Source organism: Pedobacter sp. AC402, assembly GCF_979252805.1.
Genome location: NZ_CEEDAI010000008.1, coordinates 220376 through 235532 on the forward strand (window position 1 = coordinate 220376; position 15157 = coordinate 235532).

Sequence of the window (15157 nt, forward strand, 5' to 3'; positions counted from 1 at the left end):
ACATTTCAAACGTTTGAAATAATTGCATTTTTTTTCTTATCTATGCATTGAGATTGGAAAAGATGATGAATAATACCCCTGTTACACTTAAGTTCTTGGCTGAAAAGTTAAAGATGTCAGTATCAACAGTATCAAAAGCCCTGAACAACTACCCAACCATTAATGAGTACACCAAAAAACGTGTGCAGGAAATGGCTCGCGATCTGCATTTTACACCCAATAAATCTGCCATCAACTTAAAGGAAAAAAAATCTCGCATTATCGGTATCATCTTACCAAACCTGCTTGATCATTTTTTTACCAGAAGCATATACGGGGTTGAACAGTTTGCCACTCAAAATGGATATAATGTAATTATCAGTCAATCGCATGATGACCTTGCAAAAGAAATTCAATCGGCCAACATGTTGTTACGCAGTCGTGTGGATGGTTTAATAGTAGCCATTTCTAAAAATACACAGGATTTTGCCCACCTCGATCAATTCGAAAACATGGGCATTCCGGTAGTTTATTATACCCGAAACCCTAGTTTTAACTTAAGCTGCCATAAAGTATTGGGCAATACCTTCCAGGGCTGTTACCAGGCAACAAAGTTTTTAATAGACAGGGGGCATAAAAAAATAGCGTATTTGGGCGGACCAAAGATGATTAATTTTACGCATGACCGTTTTAATGGATACATTAATGCGTTAAAAGATAACCAGGTGCCTTTTTCATCTGAATTGGTGGCTTATACCGATTTTGATAAAGAAAATACCGTTTCAGCAATCCAGCATCTGTTTGCCAATCCAGCTAATATGCCAACAGCTTTGGTTGCCTTTAAAGAACCCATTTTGTTTGATGCAATAAAGTACCTCCGATCAATAAACCACCCAAACTTTAACGAAATTGAATGCATAGGTTTTGGCAATACCTCTTTTATCAGTTATCTTGATTCCCCTCCTATTGCTTCAATTGAAGAAAATCCGGAATCGGTGGGCGAAAATGCCATTAAATTATTGCTCCAGCTGATTAATAAGGAAATTGATATCCAGAATTACCAAAAAGTGATGGTAGATTGTAAGCTGATTGTGCACGGGTAAATGCAGGTAGCGTGTAGCGGCTGGGGTGTAGCGTTTTAACCTACTATTTTAAAATCTGCTGTAAACCATTTGCACCAAACTTAATATCACTTAACTCCTAAATGGTGACTAAAACCTTATTAATTATCCGGCATTTAAACGTTAAGGTAGTTAAGAAAATGAAAATAAACTTACATGATGATCTAACTACCTAATAATGAAAACTTATTCTTCAACTGATTGCGGCGGTTTTCATTATATACAAATGCAGCCACTATTAACAAACCTGCAACCCCTTCAAAGGCCACTACAACCTGTGTACCGAAAATATGCGCTAAATAACCCATTAATAAACTCCCAATCGGCAATACACCCTGGTAAGCCATAATGTAATAACTTAATGTTCTTCCCCTCATTAAATCGTCGGCATGTGTTTGTAAATAAGTATTTATGGATGAGGTTTGCGCCATTAAACCCAAAGCTGCCAAACCGGTACAAATTAAAGCCAGTATTAAAGATGGTGAAATAGCCAGGGCCACAACAGCAACTGCCAACAAAATACCCGACATCATTACAATTTTTTGCAAATTCTGATTTGCTTTCAAAGTAGCCATATAAATTGCACCAAAAAAAGCACCAAAGCCAGCTGCACTTTCAAACCAGCCAAAGGTTGTGGCATTTCCATTAAAAATATCTTTAGCAAAAACAGGCAGTAACGTTGTAAAAGGGATTACCAATAAACTCGAAGCAGCCATCATTAGTACCATCGAAGCCAAATCTGGTGATGATTTTAAGTAATCGTACCCTTTTTTAAGGTCGATCCAGATATTTTCTTTTGATTTTTGAGGTATGGTAAGTTTTAGTTTCATCATTACCATACAGCCCAATACGGCAATAAAACTTACAAAATTAATCAGGAAACAAATATCCTCACCCAATGTACTTAGAATTACACCGGCCAATGCAGGCCCGATTAATCTTGCAGCATTAAACATCGAAGAGTTAAGTGCAATCGCATTTGGTAAATCTTCTTTATCATCAATTAAATTTACCATTAACGATTGTCGCGCAGTTACATCAAAAGCATTCACCAAGCCCTGCACCAGTGAAAGTGCTGCTATCCAGAACATATCGTATACTTTAAACCAAATCATTAAGGCCAGTGCACCAGCTTGCAACATTAAAATTACCTGCGTAATTACCAGTATTTTATACTTGTTATGCCTATCTACATAGCTGCCGGCATAAGGTGCAAGCACCAGTGAAGGGATTAAACTTAAAAATGTAATTAAACCCAACAAAAAAGCCGACCCTGTTAAGCGGTAAACCAACCAGCTGATGGCTACACGCTGCATCCACGTGCCAATTAATGAAATAGCCTGACCTGTAAAAAATAACCTGTAATTGTAATGCCTTAGCGAACGAAATATGCTCATGTTTAAATTAGTAAAGTAACTTTACAAAAGTAGATATTTATAACGTAATGGAAAAGGCTAAAATGAATAGTTTTATCAATTTAAAATCATAATTAGCGCACTAATTTAAACTCGTGATCATTTACTATAAAATTAAAACATTATATTTGTAAAGTTTATTTACCATTAATATGCCTACTCAAACACAAGAAATTGCCGCAAAATTAAGGAGCACCGTTACCCGCTTAACCAGGCAACTGCGTAAACAAAACGTTAGTTCCGAATTTAGCAATGCAGAATTGTTAACAATGTCGTTATTGGAGCAGCATGGCAAAATGTTATCAACCGAACTGGCCGATCTTGAAAGGGTATCTAAACAAGCCATCTCACAAATTATTAACCGGTTGTTTGATGCAAAATGCGTAGAACGGTTTCCCAGCGAAGAGGATAAACGTAAAGTTTTTATCGGCCTTACCAAACTTGGCGAAAAACACATTATTGCCAGTAGAAAAATAAAAGAAGAATGGTTGGTACAAACCATGGAAAAAATATTTTCTTCAGAAGAAATTAACCTGATTCAGGCTTTCCTTCCTTTACTATCACGCCTGGTAGAGTACAACGGCGTAAGGGTATAGTTTTCTTTTCTCTTTCGCCAAATAAGCCTTATCTTGCAGCTTCAAAATGGCACTATATTTTACATCTATAAATTCGGGTAGTAACGGCAATTGTTACTATGTGGGCAACGATAATGAAGCGGTGTTGATTGATGTTGGCCTAACCTGTAAAGAAGTAGAAAAACGAATGGACCGATTAGGTTTATCAATCCATAAAATAAAAGCCATTTTTATTTCTCATGAGCACAGCGACCACATTAAAGGTTTAGCTGTTTTTGCTAAAAAATACCACCTTCCGGTTTACATTAGCACTGCAACATTAAAAAGCAGTCGCTTAATTTTAAATGAAAACAACACGCACCCGCTAAATCATTTACAGCATATCCAGATTGGCGGTTTAAAGATATCTGCGTTTTCTAAATTTCATGATGCTGCAGATCCATATAGTTTTACGGTAGAATGCAATGATGTAAGGGTTGGCATTTTTACCGACATCGGCTCAGTATGCGATCGTTTGATTACCCATTTCAAAAACTGCCATGCAGCTTTTTTAGAAGCCAATTATGATACGCAAATGCTTCAGAATGGCAGCTATCCTTATTTTTTGAAAAGGCGGATTATGAGCGGCCACGGTCACCTCAGTAACGAGCAGGCCCTTGAGCTTTTTACCAACCATAAAGCACCTTACCTTAGTCACCTTTTATTGAGCCACTTATCGAAAGATAATAACGACCCCGAACTGGTTGAAAAGCTTTTTAAAAACGTTGCTGGAGATACTTTTGTAAAAGTAGCATCAAGGCATCAGGAAACTGAAGTGTATTATGTTAGCAACAGTCAAAACCCGGTATTAACGTACAGTTTCGATCCAGGCTTATATCAACCCGAGCAGTTGAACTTATTTTAACATCTTAAAGTCAAAAACCAACAGCAATTTGTTAAAAATTATCTCGCTTTGCCTAAAAAAAATGCATCTAAGCGTACATTTTGATTTTTGGTTATAATCAACACAAAAAATTTTCAATTTTATAAAAACATTTTAATCAAGCAGGGCGTTATATATATACTTCATAAATAGTTTGTTTGGTTTAATTGGGGCTTATGGATTTAAGCCCCTTTCTCTTGCCCAAAATTTTTCAGCACACACTTTATTGGGCATAAAAAAAGGTAAAATGACCAATGCATCTTACCTTTTATATTTGATACAAACAGCATAAAGCCGTTTATTTATTTGCTTAATGCCTACAGGTTTTTCACAATTGCCTCGTCAGTAGGTTTTGTTTTAGAACGGAAACGGTGTACCAGTTCTCCTTTTTCGTTAATTAAAAATTTCTCAAAATTCCATTTAATTTCGCCCTGCTCCTCTGTATTGGTTTGAGAAGTTAAATATTTAAACAGCGGACTGATGTCATCACCTTTTACACTGCTTTTCTCTGCAAGTAAAAAAGAAACATTGTACTTTCCGGTGCAAAATTCTTTAATTTCTGCATTGGTAGAAAACTCCTGGCCACCAAAGTTACCAGCCGGAAAACCGATTAGAACTACCTTTTTACCATATTGTTTCTGCAGTTTTTCCAAATCTTCATATTGAGGAGTAAAACCACATTTAGAAGCAGTATTGACAATTAAGATTTTTTTGCCTTTAAATTTCGATAGTTTAATTTCTTTACCATCAATGGTTTTAAAGCTGAAATCGTAAACATTTTTTGGCGGTGATACCAATAAGTTTAATAGGATTAAAATTGTGCTGATCATCGTTCTTTTATTTTTATATACGAATATAGGTTTAAATTGGTTGTGTTGATGTAATGTCCCTGTAAATTATATCATATAGGTAATTAAAGAGCTCAGCGTTTTGAGAATCGGAAGAAAAGTGATTAGCCTTCCTCAAATAAGCAGTATTTTTTGATTAGGAAACGAAAGCATTGTGAATCTTGGCGGCATGCAATCCCGCTTTACACTTTATACCGATGAAAAATCGGTATGTTCGCTGCAATCGGGTTTAATTAACTAAGCATCTGCCCGTTAACCTCTTCTGCTAAGCACCACGCTATTAAAACGTTCATAGCAGCATTTTATAAGCCACCTAAACCCGACCGAAGCGGAAAACCCGCAGACGGAGGAACGAGGTTAAGGATTTGTAGCAAAGGCCGGGATGAAGCTTCCATATTTATTAATGCTTTTGCTTTCCAAAAAACAAAAAAGATTAAAATCACATTAAAATCAACAGGAAATCGCCATATATCGGCAACCTTTCAAAAAAAAAAATGTATTAAATTTTCCCTAGGTTTGGATTTATGCTTTAATTATAGCTTTATTTGCACAAAAACGTATTTCATGGCCAAAAATTTATTAATCGTCGAGTCACCCGCAAAAGCTAAAACTATAGAAGGCTACCTAGGTAAAGATTTCCTTGTGAAATCTAGCTATGGCCACATTCGGGATTTAGTTAAAGGTGATATGGCTATTGATATTAAGAATGATTTTGCCCAGACCTACGAAGTACCGGCCGACAAAAAAAATGTTGTTGCCGAATTGAAAAAACTAGCCAAGGAAGCCGAAATGGTATGGCTAGCATCCGATGAAGACCGCGAAGGGGAAGCAATTTCATGGCATTTATTCGAAACTTTAGGCCTAAAAGTGGAGAAAACTAAACGCATCGTTTTTCATGAAATTACTAAACCTGCAATATTAAAAGCAATTGATAGTCCACGCGGTATCGATTATAACCTCGTAAATGCACAACAGGCACGCCGTGTACTGGATCGTTTGGTGGGTTTCGAACTTTCTCCAGTTTTATGGAAAAAAGTAAAGCCATCATTATCTGCCGGCCGTGTACAATCGGTAGCCGTACGTTTAATTGTAGACAGAGAAAGAGAGGTTTTAAACTTTAACGCAGCCGCTGCCTATAAAATAACTGCACAGTTTTCTACCGGAAAAGGAAAAGAAACGGTTAAGGCAGAGTTGCCGCAGCGTTTTGAAAGTGAGGCTGATGCTGAAAAATACCTTCAAGATTGTGCAAATGCGAAATTCGACATTACCAGTTTAGAAACCCGCCCGGCAAAGCGTAACCCTGCTGCACCATTTACCACTTCTACCCTGCAACAGGAAGCTTCAAGAAAATTAGGTTTTTCTGTGGCCAGAACCATGCAGGTTGCGCAACGGTTGTATGAGGCTGGTAAGATTACTTATATGAGAACCGATTCTGTTAACTTATCGGAAACGGCATTAAATGCTGCTGCAGCGGAGATTAAATCAGCTTATGGTGACAAATACCACCAGCACCGCGTTTACAGAACAAAATCTGCTGGTGCGCAAGAAGCCCACGAAGCCATTCGCCCAACTTATTTTGACAGACATAGCGTAGATGGCGATATTTCGGAAAAAAGGTTATATGACCTGATCTGGAAACGATCAATCGCATCGCAGATGAAGCGAGGCTTTATTTGAAAAAACAACTGCTCAAATTACTGCTTCAACACGTAAAGAGCATTTAGTTGCCGAAGGTGAAGTATTAAAGTTCGATGGCTTTTTAAAAGTTTATTTAGAATCGACAGATGATGAAGAAAACGAAGAAAAAGAAGGCGGTGCAATTTTACCTCCTTTAGCCAAAGGACAAGAATTATTTTTAAAAGAAATGCAGGCAACGGAACGTTATTCACGTCCGCCGGCAAGATATACAGAAGCCAGTTTGGTTAAGAAATTAGAAGAACTGGGCATTGGCCGTCCATCTACTTATGCGCCAACCATTTCTACGGTTCAAAACCGTGGTTATGTAGTTAAAGAAGATAGAGATGGTAAACAAAGAAAATTTACGGCGATTGTTTTAGCCGACGGTAAGGTTAGTAAAGAGATTAAATCTGAAATTACCGGAGCGGAGAAATCGAAACTTTTCCCTACGGATATTGGTGAGGTGGTGAACGATTTCTTAGTAGAGCATTTTAAAGGGATTGTAGATTTTAACTTCACGGCAAAAGTGGAGAAGGAATTTGATGAAATTGCACAAGGTTTACAGGAATGGACCAAAATGCTTCATTCTTTCTACAGCCCTTTTCATACCGAAGTAGAAACCACTTTAGAAACTGCCGAACGTGCTACAGGCGAACGTTTATTGGGTTTAGACCCTGCAACGGGCAAAAATGTATACACAAAGGTTGGTAAATTCGGCCCGCTAGTTCAGATTGGTGAGCTTGATGAGGAAGAAAAACCGCGTTACGCCAGTTTAATGCGCAGCCAATCTGTAGCCACAATTACGCTTGATGATGCCTTGGAACTTTTTAAACTTCCTTTCCAACTACCTGATTATGAAGGCAAAGAGGTGATAATCGGCGTTGGTCGTTTTGGCCCTTACGTAAAATGGGGAGAAAGTTTTATTTCGCTTCCAAAAAATGAGGAGCCTTTATCGGTAACCTATGACAGGGCTGTTGAAATTATCAAACAGAAAATGGATGATGATGCGCCTATTGCTTACTATGAAGGTTTAGGTGTAACAAAAGGTAAAGGCCGCTTTGGTCCGTTTATCAAATGGAATGACCTATTTATTAATATTCCTGCTAAAGGATACGATTTTGATAACCTATCACAGGAAGATATCAATACTTTAATTGGAAAAAAAGTAGAAAAAGAGGCCAACCGTTTTATTAAAACATGGGATGCTGAAAAAATTTCTATCGAAAACGGACGTTGGGGACCATTTATCCGTTTTGGCAAATTGATGCTAAAATTGAGATACAATGAAGCCACTAAACAAAAATATACGCCAGAAGAATTGGCAGATATTGATTTGGAAGTTGTTAAGAAAATGATTGTTGAGCAGGTACCTAACGCTTTCGAAACAAAGAAAAAAGCACCTGCAAAGAAAAAAGCTGCGCCAGCAAAAAAAGCCGTAGCGAAGAAGAAATAAACTGAGTATCGTCACTCTGAATTTATTACAGCTGATTAACTAAAGAGGCTGAAACGAGTTGAGCATGACGTTGAATAATGGTTATGAAATCAGATTTACCAGAAAATATAGTTGAAGATATTGCAATGGCTGTGGTATTGATGGGCGAAACACCTGAAGTAACAAGCTGGACGGTATACCTCATCAACTTAAAAAGCGAACCGATAACCAATGTTTTAATCAGCTCTAAAGGTTACGGAGAAAAAGATGGAAAGCAGGTAAAAACTTCTGTTTTAAGGCATTTCGTTGGCGATATGAAGGCAAATTCGTTTGCAGGAGTTGAAGCTATAGATCCGGAAGTATTTGGTTTAACTAATGAATACTGGCTGAGTTATTACATCGGCAGTACCATTTACGACAAAAAATTTATTTTCCTTCCTGAAAGCATCATCGATTCTAATCTAATTAAAATTCCGTTGGTGAACCGACCAGGAGTGATGATTAAGTAAGTTGGGAGTTTTGAGTGGTGAGTTTGGAGTCACTTCCTCACAAATTTTAAGCCTACAACTTTAGTACTATCGCCAGTTCTGCATCCAAAACTGAGAACTCCAAACTATAAACTCCAAACTAACCTAAGGCACCTTAACCGCTTGTCTGCCAATTAGTTTCCAGCCAGCTTTTTCTTTACTCCAGATCAAAAGAATATATAATTTCACATTTCCAGGAACATTTTTATCATTTGTTTTGGCGTTTAATGTATGACGAACCAGCGCTGTTTTATTTTGAACAACAACGGTCTGATCAGTTAAATTAATATCCACAAAATCTGACTCTCCAGAAAGTAACGAATGCATAAATTCCTGCTTGGTTTGAATCTTTCCACTGGAATGACCATAGCTTAGGTTATTCAAGATCATTTTATCAAGTGCCAAGCTATCCGGTGTAACCATCAGTTTGGTTAATTTGCTTACGGCATCCTCAACATCAGTTTTTTGCGCAAAACAAAAACTGGTCGAAATTAACAGGCTCGAAAAAATCAAGAGTTTCTTTATCATATCTGGTTGTATAGGGGTTAATGTTGTAAACTTATCCAAATCCATGCAAAGGAACAAACCATAAGCGTTAATTTTCAACATAATTTATTTTAACGTTAATTTTAGTTTATTTTCGGAGAGAATATAGGGTTTTGACTATAAAAGATAATTGCGACACATTTATTGCTTTCACTTCACCACTATATTACATTTATCTTAACGAATTTCATCCATGGAACAACCATCTACCTACCAATCTTCCTCTAAAAAGAAATTTATTTTCATCGGATTACTTGCTGTTTCTATAGCGGCGATTGTATTTATCTATTTCAATAGAAAGAAAAAAAGTCATGAAGAAAATCAGGCTTATGCAAAATATATTGAAGCTTACACCTCCGGAACGATTTCAAAAAAGAGCTTTATCAGGGTTCACCTGGCCAATGCAGCTACAGGTATGCAGGATTTGGGCAAGGCAGACACGCGCGAACTTTTCGACTTCTCCCCTTCTATCTCGGGTAAAACCTATTGGATAGATCCGCAAACTGTTGAGTTCAGACCCGACGAAAACCTCAAACCTGGTAAAAATTACGAGGCTACATTTAAATTATCAGAAGTTTCTGATACCGAAAAGGGCCTTGAAGATTTCGACTTTGAATTTAAGGTAATTACGCCCGGAATCATGCTTTCTCAAAACGGACTGGTTTCGCAAAATAATACTGCTTTAGATTACATGAAATTAATCGGCGAAGTGGCTACCGCTGATGCTGAAGAAACTGCAAAAATTGAAAAAACTATCTCCTTGGATTTCGACCAGAAGTTAAAAATTAAATGGCAGCATGATCCTGCAAAAAACTCTTCAAAATTCACCATCGATAGCATTAAAAAAACAGGTAATGATCAGAACTTAAAAATTGATTGGGATGGTGATGCCATTGATGCTGATCAAAAAGGTGAGATAGAGATCCGCGTTCCGGCCATCAATAAATTCGAAATACTGGATATAAAAGCCATACAAGGTGAAGAAGATTATGCATTGGTACAATTCTCTGAGCCAATTGGTGTAGGCCAGGATTTAACAGGGATGATTACCCTCGGTAACCTGAGCGATTTAAGGTATACGATTGATGCCAGTCAGGTTAAGGTTTATGCAAATGAAGAATTAAAAGGCAATTATAATTTAAGTGTAAATGCAGGTGTAGAAAATATTAATGCAAAAACACTTCCTAACGGCAAGGTCATCAATCTTGTTTTCGAAGATAAATTACCTGCTGTAACCATTGCAGAAGCGCAGGAACCATTTTACCCAATTCGGGCAAACTTGTTTTACCTTTTGAGGCCATTAACTTAAAAGCCGTTGATGTAACGGTAATTAAGATATATGAAAATAACATCCCACAGTTTTTTCAAACGAATAGCTATAAAGATGCAAATGAGTTGCGTAGGGTGGCAAAACCAATTTTACAAAAAACAATACGTTTAGACGAGGATAAAGCACTTAATCTCCATAAAAAGAACCGTTTTACGCTTGATTTGGATAAAATGATCCGAACTGAGCCAGGCGCAATGTACCGCGTTACCATCGCTTTCAGGCAGGAGTATAATGCTTACAATTGTAAAGCTGGATCAGCAGACGAAAAAACTGATGAAAGTAGTGATGAGTATGGTGAATATGATGGCTACGGTGAAAAAATTGATGAAGACGATGATTTTTGGCAACGCTACAACAATTATTACCCTGAAAATTACAGGTGGAATGATAAAGACAATCCATGTACACCATCATTTTATACCAACCAGCGCTGGGCGAGTAGAAACTTAATTGCTTCGAACATTGGCTTAGTGGCCAAGCGTGGCAATGATAACAGCATGCTTATAATTGCTACAGATTTACTTACAGCCAAACCATTAAGCGGGGTTAACCTGGAGTTGATGGACTACCAGAAACAAATTATCTTCACTACCAAAACAGATGGAGATGGCTTTGCTAGTTTCGATCTCAAGCGTCAACCCTTTTTATTAATTGCCAAAAATGGTTCAGAACGTGGTTACCTAAAACTTGATGATGGAAGTTCGCTTCCATTGAGCAGATTTGATGTAGGCGGAGATGTTGTTCAAAGCGGTTTAAAAGGTTTTATTTATGGCGAACGTGGTGTTTGGCGACCAGGCGATAGTTTATTTGTTTCTTTCGTTTTGGAAGATAAACTGAAAAAACTTCCTGCCAATTATCCGGTAACAATGGAATTTTATAATCCAAAAGGTCAATTGTATAAAAGATTGATCAACGGAAAACCATTGAATGGATTTTACACCTTCAAAACAGCTACCGAATCTACCGCTCCTACCGGAAACTGGATGGCGAAAGTTAAAGCTGGCGGAGCCACATTTACTAAAACTTTAAAAATTGAAACGGTAATGCCAAACCGTTTGAAAATTGATTTCAATGTTGGCAACAAACCTTATCTGAGTGCAGGCACATCAGCCGCCACCCTATCGGCCAAATGGCTGTTTGGTGCGGTTGCGCAAAATTTAAAAGCAAAGGTTGACGTAAATTTAAATACTACAGAAACGAAGTTCAAAGGTTTTGAAGGTTTCAGTTTCGATAACCCAACAGTTAACTTCAGAATCGCAGGTTAAAACCATTTTTGAAGGCACACTAAACCAAAATGGTACTGCCCAGATTAACACCAATTTAAACGAAAATAATACTGCTCCGGGCGTATTAAGAGCAAATTTCACCACTAAAGTTTTTGAACCGGGAGGCAATTTCAGCATCGATAATTTTAGCATTCCATATCACGTATACAATAGTTATTTGGGTATTAAACCTGAAAAAGGCGATCGTTTAAGCGGTATGCTGGTTACAGGAAAAGATCATAAAATTGAAATAGTAAATGTTAATACCGATGGAAAGCTGTTGAGTGGCACAAAAACCGTTCAGGTAGAGCTTTACAAAACGCAATGGCGCTGGTGGTGGGAACAGGATGATCAAAATACTTATGCCAATTTTACGCAAAACCAGTACAATAAACTGGTAGAAACTCATCAGGTAAACTTATTTAATGGAAAAGGAAGCTGGAATTTACGTGTAGATGAACCAGAATGGGGCCGGTATTTGATTTTAGTACGTGATGTAAATGGCGGGCATGTTACCGGAAAATCTGTATATGTGGATTGGCCGGGATGGGCGCAGCGCGAACAAGGCAGCAATCCCACTGAAGCATCAATGCTCTCTTTTACTGCCAATAAAGAAAAATTCACTGTGGGCGAAGACATCACGCTAACCATCCCAACAGGAAAAAATGGAAGGGCATTAATCTCAATTGAAAATGGAAGTAGAGTATTAAAAACATTTTGGGTTGATACCAAAGCTGGTCAAACGCAATTTAAGTTTAAGGCTGAAAAAGAAATGGCACCCAATGTATTTGCCAACATTACCTTGTTGCAACCGCATGCACAAACGGTTAATGATTTACCAATCAGGATGTACGGGGCTATTCCACTTTCGGTAGAAGATCCGCAAACGATTTTAAAGCCAACCATTAAAATGGCCGATAAAATTAAACCGGAAACCGAAAATACAATTACCGTGGGCGAGCAAAACGGTAAAGCAATGACTTATACCATCGCATTAGTAGATGAAGGTTTGTTGGATTTAACCCGTTTTAAAACACCAGATCCACATGGCGCATTTTACGCACGCGAAGGCTTAGGTGTAAAAACATGGGATTTATTTGATTATGTTTTAGGTGCATGGGGCAGAAATTTAGAACGTATTTTAAGCATAGGTGGTGATGGTAGCATTAACAAAAACCTCAATCCAGCCAAAGCCAACCGTTTTAAAGCTGTAGTTAAATTTATGGGACCTTTCACTCTTGGAAAAGGCGAAAGTAAAACACACAAATTTAAATTACCTCAATATATTGGTGCCGTTAGGGCAATGGTTGTTGCCGGGCAAGATGCTGCTTACGGTTTTGCAGAAAAATCTGTTCAGGTTAAAAAGCCCCTTATGGTTTTGGCTACTTTGCCAAGGGTAATCGGCCCTGGAGAAAGTTTCACACTTCCTGTAACAATTTTTGCTACAGAGAAAAACCTTAAAAACGTTTCTGTTCAACTCCAGGCAAACAATTTAATTGTGCAAGGCAACAATAAACAGCAGCTTTACTATAAACAAACAGGTGAACAAATGGCCTATTTTGAAGTTAAAGCACCAAATACAGTTGGTATTGCCAAAGTAAAAGTGATTGCACAAAGTGGTAGTGAAAGGACAGATTATGATGTGGAAATGGACATCCGAAATCCTAATCCTTACATAACCAATGTGGTTTCGGCAACCGTACAACCTCATACCAAATGGGCGGCTAACTTCTTTACCTATCGGCATGGCCGGAACAAACTACTGGCTCACTTGAGGTTTCTTCAGATCCCGGCAATCAACCTTGGCAAAAGATTGAGTTATTTGATTCAATATCCACACGGTTGCATTGAGCAAACAACTTCCGGCATTTTCCCTCAACTATTTCTGGATAGATTAAGCCCCTTAAATGGACAACAAAAAGCCACAACTGAGAAAAACATCAAAGCCGGGATCAATAGAATTAAGGGATTTCAAACTACTGACGGTGGCTTATCGTACTGGCCAGGAGAAGGTACTTCTGACGAGTGGGGAACCAATTACGCTGGCCATTTCTTAGTTGAAGCACAAAATGCCGGATATACCTTGCCTGTTGGCCTCTTAGATGAACTTTTTCGCTTTCAAAAATCAAAAGCAGCAAACTGGGCACCTAATAGTAATAATTTTTATGGCGGTGATTTATCACAAGCATATCGTTTGTACATGCTGGCATTGGCTAAAAAACCAGAAATGGCAGCAATGAACCGCTTAAAATCTTTTGAGTACTTATCTGTTGCCGCAAAATGGCGATTGGCTGCTGCATATAAACTTGCTGGACAAAATGATGTTGCTCAAAATATGGTCAGAGGTTTAGATACTTCAATCCAGGCTTATAAACAACTTGGCGGAACTTATGGTTCTGACGTTCGTGATGAAGCTATGATTTTAGAAACCCTAACTTTGCTAGGTCAAAAAGGCAAGGCAGCAAGTTTATTACAACCTTTAGCCGCCAAACTGGGCGAAAACACGTGGTACAGTACGCAAACAACTGCGTATAGCTTACTGGCTATTGCTAAATTTTGTGGATCAAACCAATCCGCAAATAAACTGCAGTATCAATATGTGTTCGATGGTAACTGGCCTGTAAATTCCAATCAATACCTAAACAGTACACCAGTAACTTTTAAAGGAAACACAGCTTCTATAACCAATAACGGAAACAATGTATTGTTTGTTCGTTTGGTTTTGGAAGGACGACCAGTGGCTGGCCAGAATAACTTTTTCGCCTAACCGACCTGAGGTTTTAGATATGAACGTAACTTACAAACGTTTAAATGGTAAAGTATTAGATCCAACAACTTTAAAGCAAGGCACCGATTTTTATGCAGAAGTAACAGTAAACAAGATCCAGGCAGAATGCTGGCTATTATGACCAAAATGGCAATTGACACAGATTTTCCCTTCGGGATGGGAAATCATCAATACCCGTGTTAATGATAACCAAAGTATATTGGCTTCATCGCCATTTACTTATCAGGATATCAGGGATGATCGAGTATTCACTTATTTCAATGTAAGAGAAGGCGATGGTCTGGTTGATAAAGTATTGCTTAATGCCTCTTATCTTGGTAAGTATTATTTATCGGCAGTACAATGTGAAGCCATGTACAACAATGACATTTCAGCCACGGAAGCAGGAAAATGGGTACAGGTGGTGAAGTAGGATAAATTGGGTAAAGAAACATAAACCTCGGTCCGTGTCTCCACGGACCGAAATTTAACAACTTTAAACCTATTTGATGATTCGTCAACATACAAATCACAGCTTAATAAGATAAGATCGGTTTTGGCGAAATAAATAGAAATAAGTAAAATGAAAACTATATTTACAATTTTAATTTTTCTCATTCCGTTGTGTTCCAACTGCACAAAAAACCGGAATCGTATCAGACATTAATTACCAAATGGGTTATGTTTACCTAAAAGGGGCATTAAATCCAAAGGTACTTGCAGAAAATGATCTAGATTTTAATGTACTGACGT

Annotated in this window: 12 protein-coding genes and 2 pseudogenes; 11 read left to right on the forward strand and 3 right to left on the reverse strand. The window is 37.8% G+C overall.

Going from position 1 to position 15157, the window contains the following annotated elements; translation table 11 throughout:
* Positions 1-65: 65 nt before the first annotated feature.
* On the forward strand, positions 66-1082 hold the full coding sequence (locus AC0IWE_RS10235) for a LacI family DNA-binding transcriptional regulator (protein ID WP_471793007.1): 1017 nt from the start codon (positions 66-68) through the stop codon (positions 1080-1082).
* A 182-nt stretch (positions 1083-1264) separates the two neighbouring features.
* On the opposite strand, the gene AC0IWE_RS10240 is transcribed toward AC0IWE_RS10235, so the two are convergent.
* Positions 1265-2497 carry an MFS transporter gene (locus AC0IWE_RS10240; RefSeq protein WP_471792996.1) on the reverse strand — a complete coding sequence of 411 codons (1233 nt, stop codon included), beginning with the start codon at positions 2495-2497 and terminating at the stop codon, positions 1265-1267.
* Between the two features lie 170 nt (positions 2498-2667).
* On the opposite strand from AC0IWE_RS10240, the gene AC0IWE_RS10245 reads away from it, so the two are divergent.
* Both AC0IWE_RS10245 and AC0IWE_RS10250 read left to right on the forward strand, forming a co-directional pair.
* Positions 2668-3111: a MarR family winged helix-turn-helix transcriptional regulator gene (locus tag AC0IWE_RS10245; protein ID WP_055904613.1), complete on the forward strand. Its 444-nt coding sequence runs from the start codon at positions 2668-2670 to the stop codon at positions 3109-3111.
* 46 nt (positions 3112-3157) lie between these two features.
* On the forward strand, positions 3158-3994 hold the full coding sequence (locus AC0IWE_RS10250) for an MBL fold metallo-hydrolase (protein ID WP_471792997.1): 837 nt from the start codon (positions 3158-3160) through the stop codon (positions 3992-3994).
* A 335-nt stretch (positions 3995-4329) separates the two neighbouring features.
* Here AC0IWE_RS10250 and AC0IWE_RS10255 read toward each other — a convergent pair whose 3' ends face one another.
* Positions 4330-4842, reverse strand: coding sequence for a glutathione peroxidase (locus AC0IWE_RS10255; protein ID WP_055904609.1), 513 nt, complete (start codon positions 4840-4842; stop codon positions 4330-4332).
* Positions 4843-5424: 582 nt separating this feature from the next.
* Here AC0IWE_RS10255 and topA point away from each other — a divergent pair.
* Together topA and AC0IWE_RS10265 are read left to right on the forward strand one after the other, a co-directional pair.
* A pseudogene (topA, locus tag AC0IWE_RS10260) lies at positions 5425-7990 on the forward strand (type I DNA topoisomerase).
* A gap of 83 nt (positions 7991-8073) precedes the next feature.
* On the forward strand, positions 8074-8478 hold the full coding sequence (locus AC0IWE_RS10265) for a hypothetical protein (RefSeq protein ID WP_471792998.1): 405 nt from the start codon (positions 8074-8076) through the stop codon (positions 8476-8478).
* A 123-nt stretch (positions 8479-8601) separates the two neighbouring features.
* On the opposite strand, the gene AC0IWE_RS10270 is transcribed toward AC0IWE_RS10265, so the two are convergent.
* Positions 8602-9105 carry a nuclear transport factor 2 family protein gene (locus tag AC0IWE_RS10270; RefSeq protein WP_235526002.1) on the reverse strand — a complete coding sequence of 168 codons (504 nt, stop codon included), beginning with the start codon at positions 9103-9105 and terminating at the stop codon, positions 8602-8604.
* Positions 9106-9235: 130 nt separating this feature from the next.
* Between AC0IWE_RS10270 and AC0IWE_RS10275 the strand changes: the two genes are divergently transcribed.
* From AC0IWE_RS10275 to AC0IWE_RS10300, 6 genes and pseudogenes are all read left to right on the forward strand, one after another.
* Positions 9236-10351, forward strand: coding sequence for a hypothetical protein (locus tag AC0IWE_RS10275; protein ID WP_471792999.1), 1116 nt, complete (start codon positions 9236-9238; stop codon positions 10349-10351).
* Positions 10342-10425: pseudogene (locus AC0IWE_RS10280) on the forward strand (hypothetical protein); the annotation flags it as partial. The gene AC0IWE_RS10275 and the pseudogene AC0IWE_RS10280, both read left to right, overlap by 10 nt.
* A 21-nt stretch (positions 10426-10446) precedes the next feature.
* The gene (locus AC0IWE_RS10285; RefSeq protein ID WP_471793000.1) at positions 10447-11637 is read left to right on the forward strand and encodes an MG2 domain-containing protein; all 1191 of its coding nucleotides are present in this window, start codon (positions 10447-10449) and stop codon (positions 11635-11637) included.
* Complete coding sequence (locus tag AC0IWE_RS10290; protein ID WP_471793001.1) at positions 11585-14404, forward strand: alpha-2-macroglobulin family protein; 2820 nt, start codon at positions 11585-11587, stop codon at positions 14402-14404. Before AC0IWE_RS10285 ends, AC0IWE_RS10290 begins: the two co-directional genes overlap by 53 nt.
* A 19-nt stretch (positions 14405-14423) precedes the next feature.
* Positions 14424-14546: a hypothetical protein gene (locus AC0IWE_RS10295; protein WP_471793002.1), complete on the forward strand. Its 123-nt coding sequence runs from the start codon at positions 14424-14426 to the stop codon at positions 14544-14546.
* Positions 14547-14558: 12 nt separating this feature from the next.
* Positions 14559-14837: an alpha-2-macroglobulin family protein gene (locus tag AC0IWE_RS10300; protein ID WP_471793003.1), complete on the forward strand. Its 279-nt coding sequence runs from the start codon at positions 14559-14561 to the stop codon at positions 14835-14837.
* Positions 14838-15157: the final 320 nt, after the last annotated feature.

Excerpts from the sequence above, each read along its gene's own strand:
- AC0IWE_RS10235 (WP_471793007.1), top strand. The coding sequence starts at position 66 with ATGAATAATACCCCTGTTACACTTAAGTTCTTGGCTGAAAAGTTAAAG.
- AC0IWE_RS10240 (WP_471792996.1), bottom strand. The coding sequence starts at position 2,497 with ATGAGCATATTTCGTTCGCTAAGGCATTACAATTACAGGTTATTTTTT.
- AC0IWE_RS10245 (WP_055904613.1), top strand. The coding sequence starts at position 2,668 with ATGCCTACTCAAACACAAGAAATTGCCGCAAAATTAAGGAGCACCGTT.
- AC0IWE_RS10250 (WP_471792997.1), top strand. The coding sequence starts at position 3,158 with ATGGCACTATATTTTACATCTATAAATTCGGGTAGTAACGGCAATTGT.
- AC0IWE_RS10255 (WP_055904609.1), bottom strand. The coding sequence starts at position 4,842 with ATGATCAGCACAATTTTAATCCTATTAAACTTATTGGTATCACCGCCA.
- AC0IWE_RS10265 (WP_471792998.1), top strand. The coding sequence starts at position 8,074 with ATGAAATCAGATTTACCAGAAAATATAGTTGAAGATATTGCAATGGCT.
- AC0IWE_RS10270 (WP_235526002.1), bottom strand. The coding sequence starts at position 9,105 with ATGTTGAAAATTAACGCTTATGGTTTGTTCCTTTGCATGGATTTGGAT.
- AC0IWE_RS10275 (WP_471792999.1), top strand. The coding sequence starts at position 9,236 with ATGGAACAACCATCTACCTACCAATCTTCCTCTAAAAAGAAATTTATT.
- AC0IWE_RS10295 (WP_471793002.1), top strand. The coding sequence starts at position 14,424 with ATGAACGTAACTTACAAACGTTTAAATGGTAAAGTATTAGATCCAACA.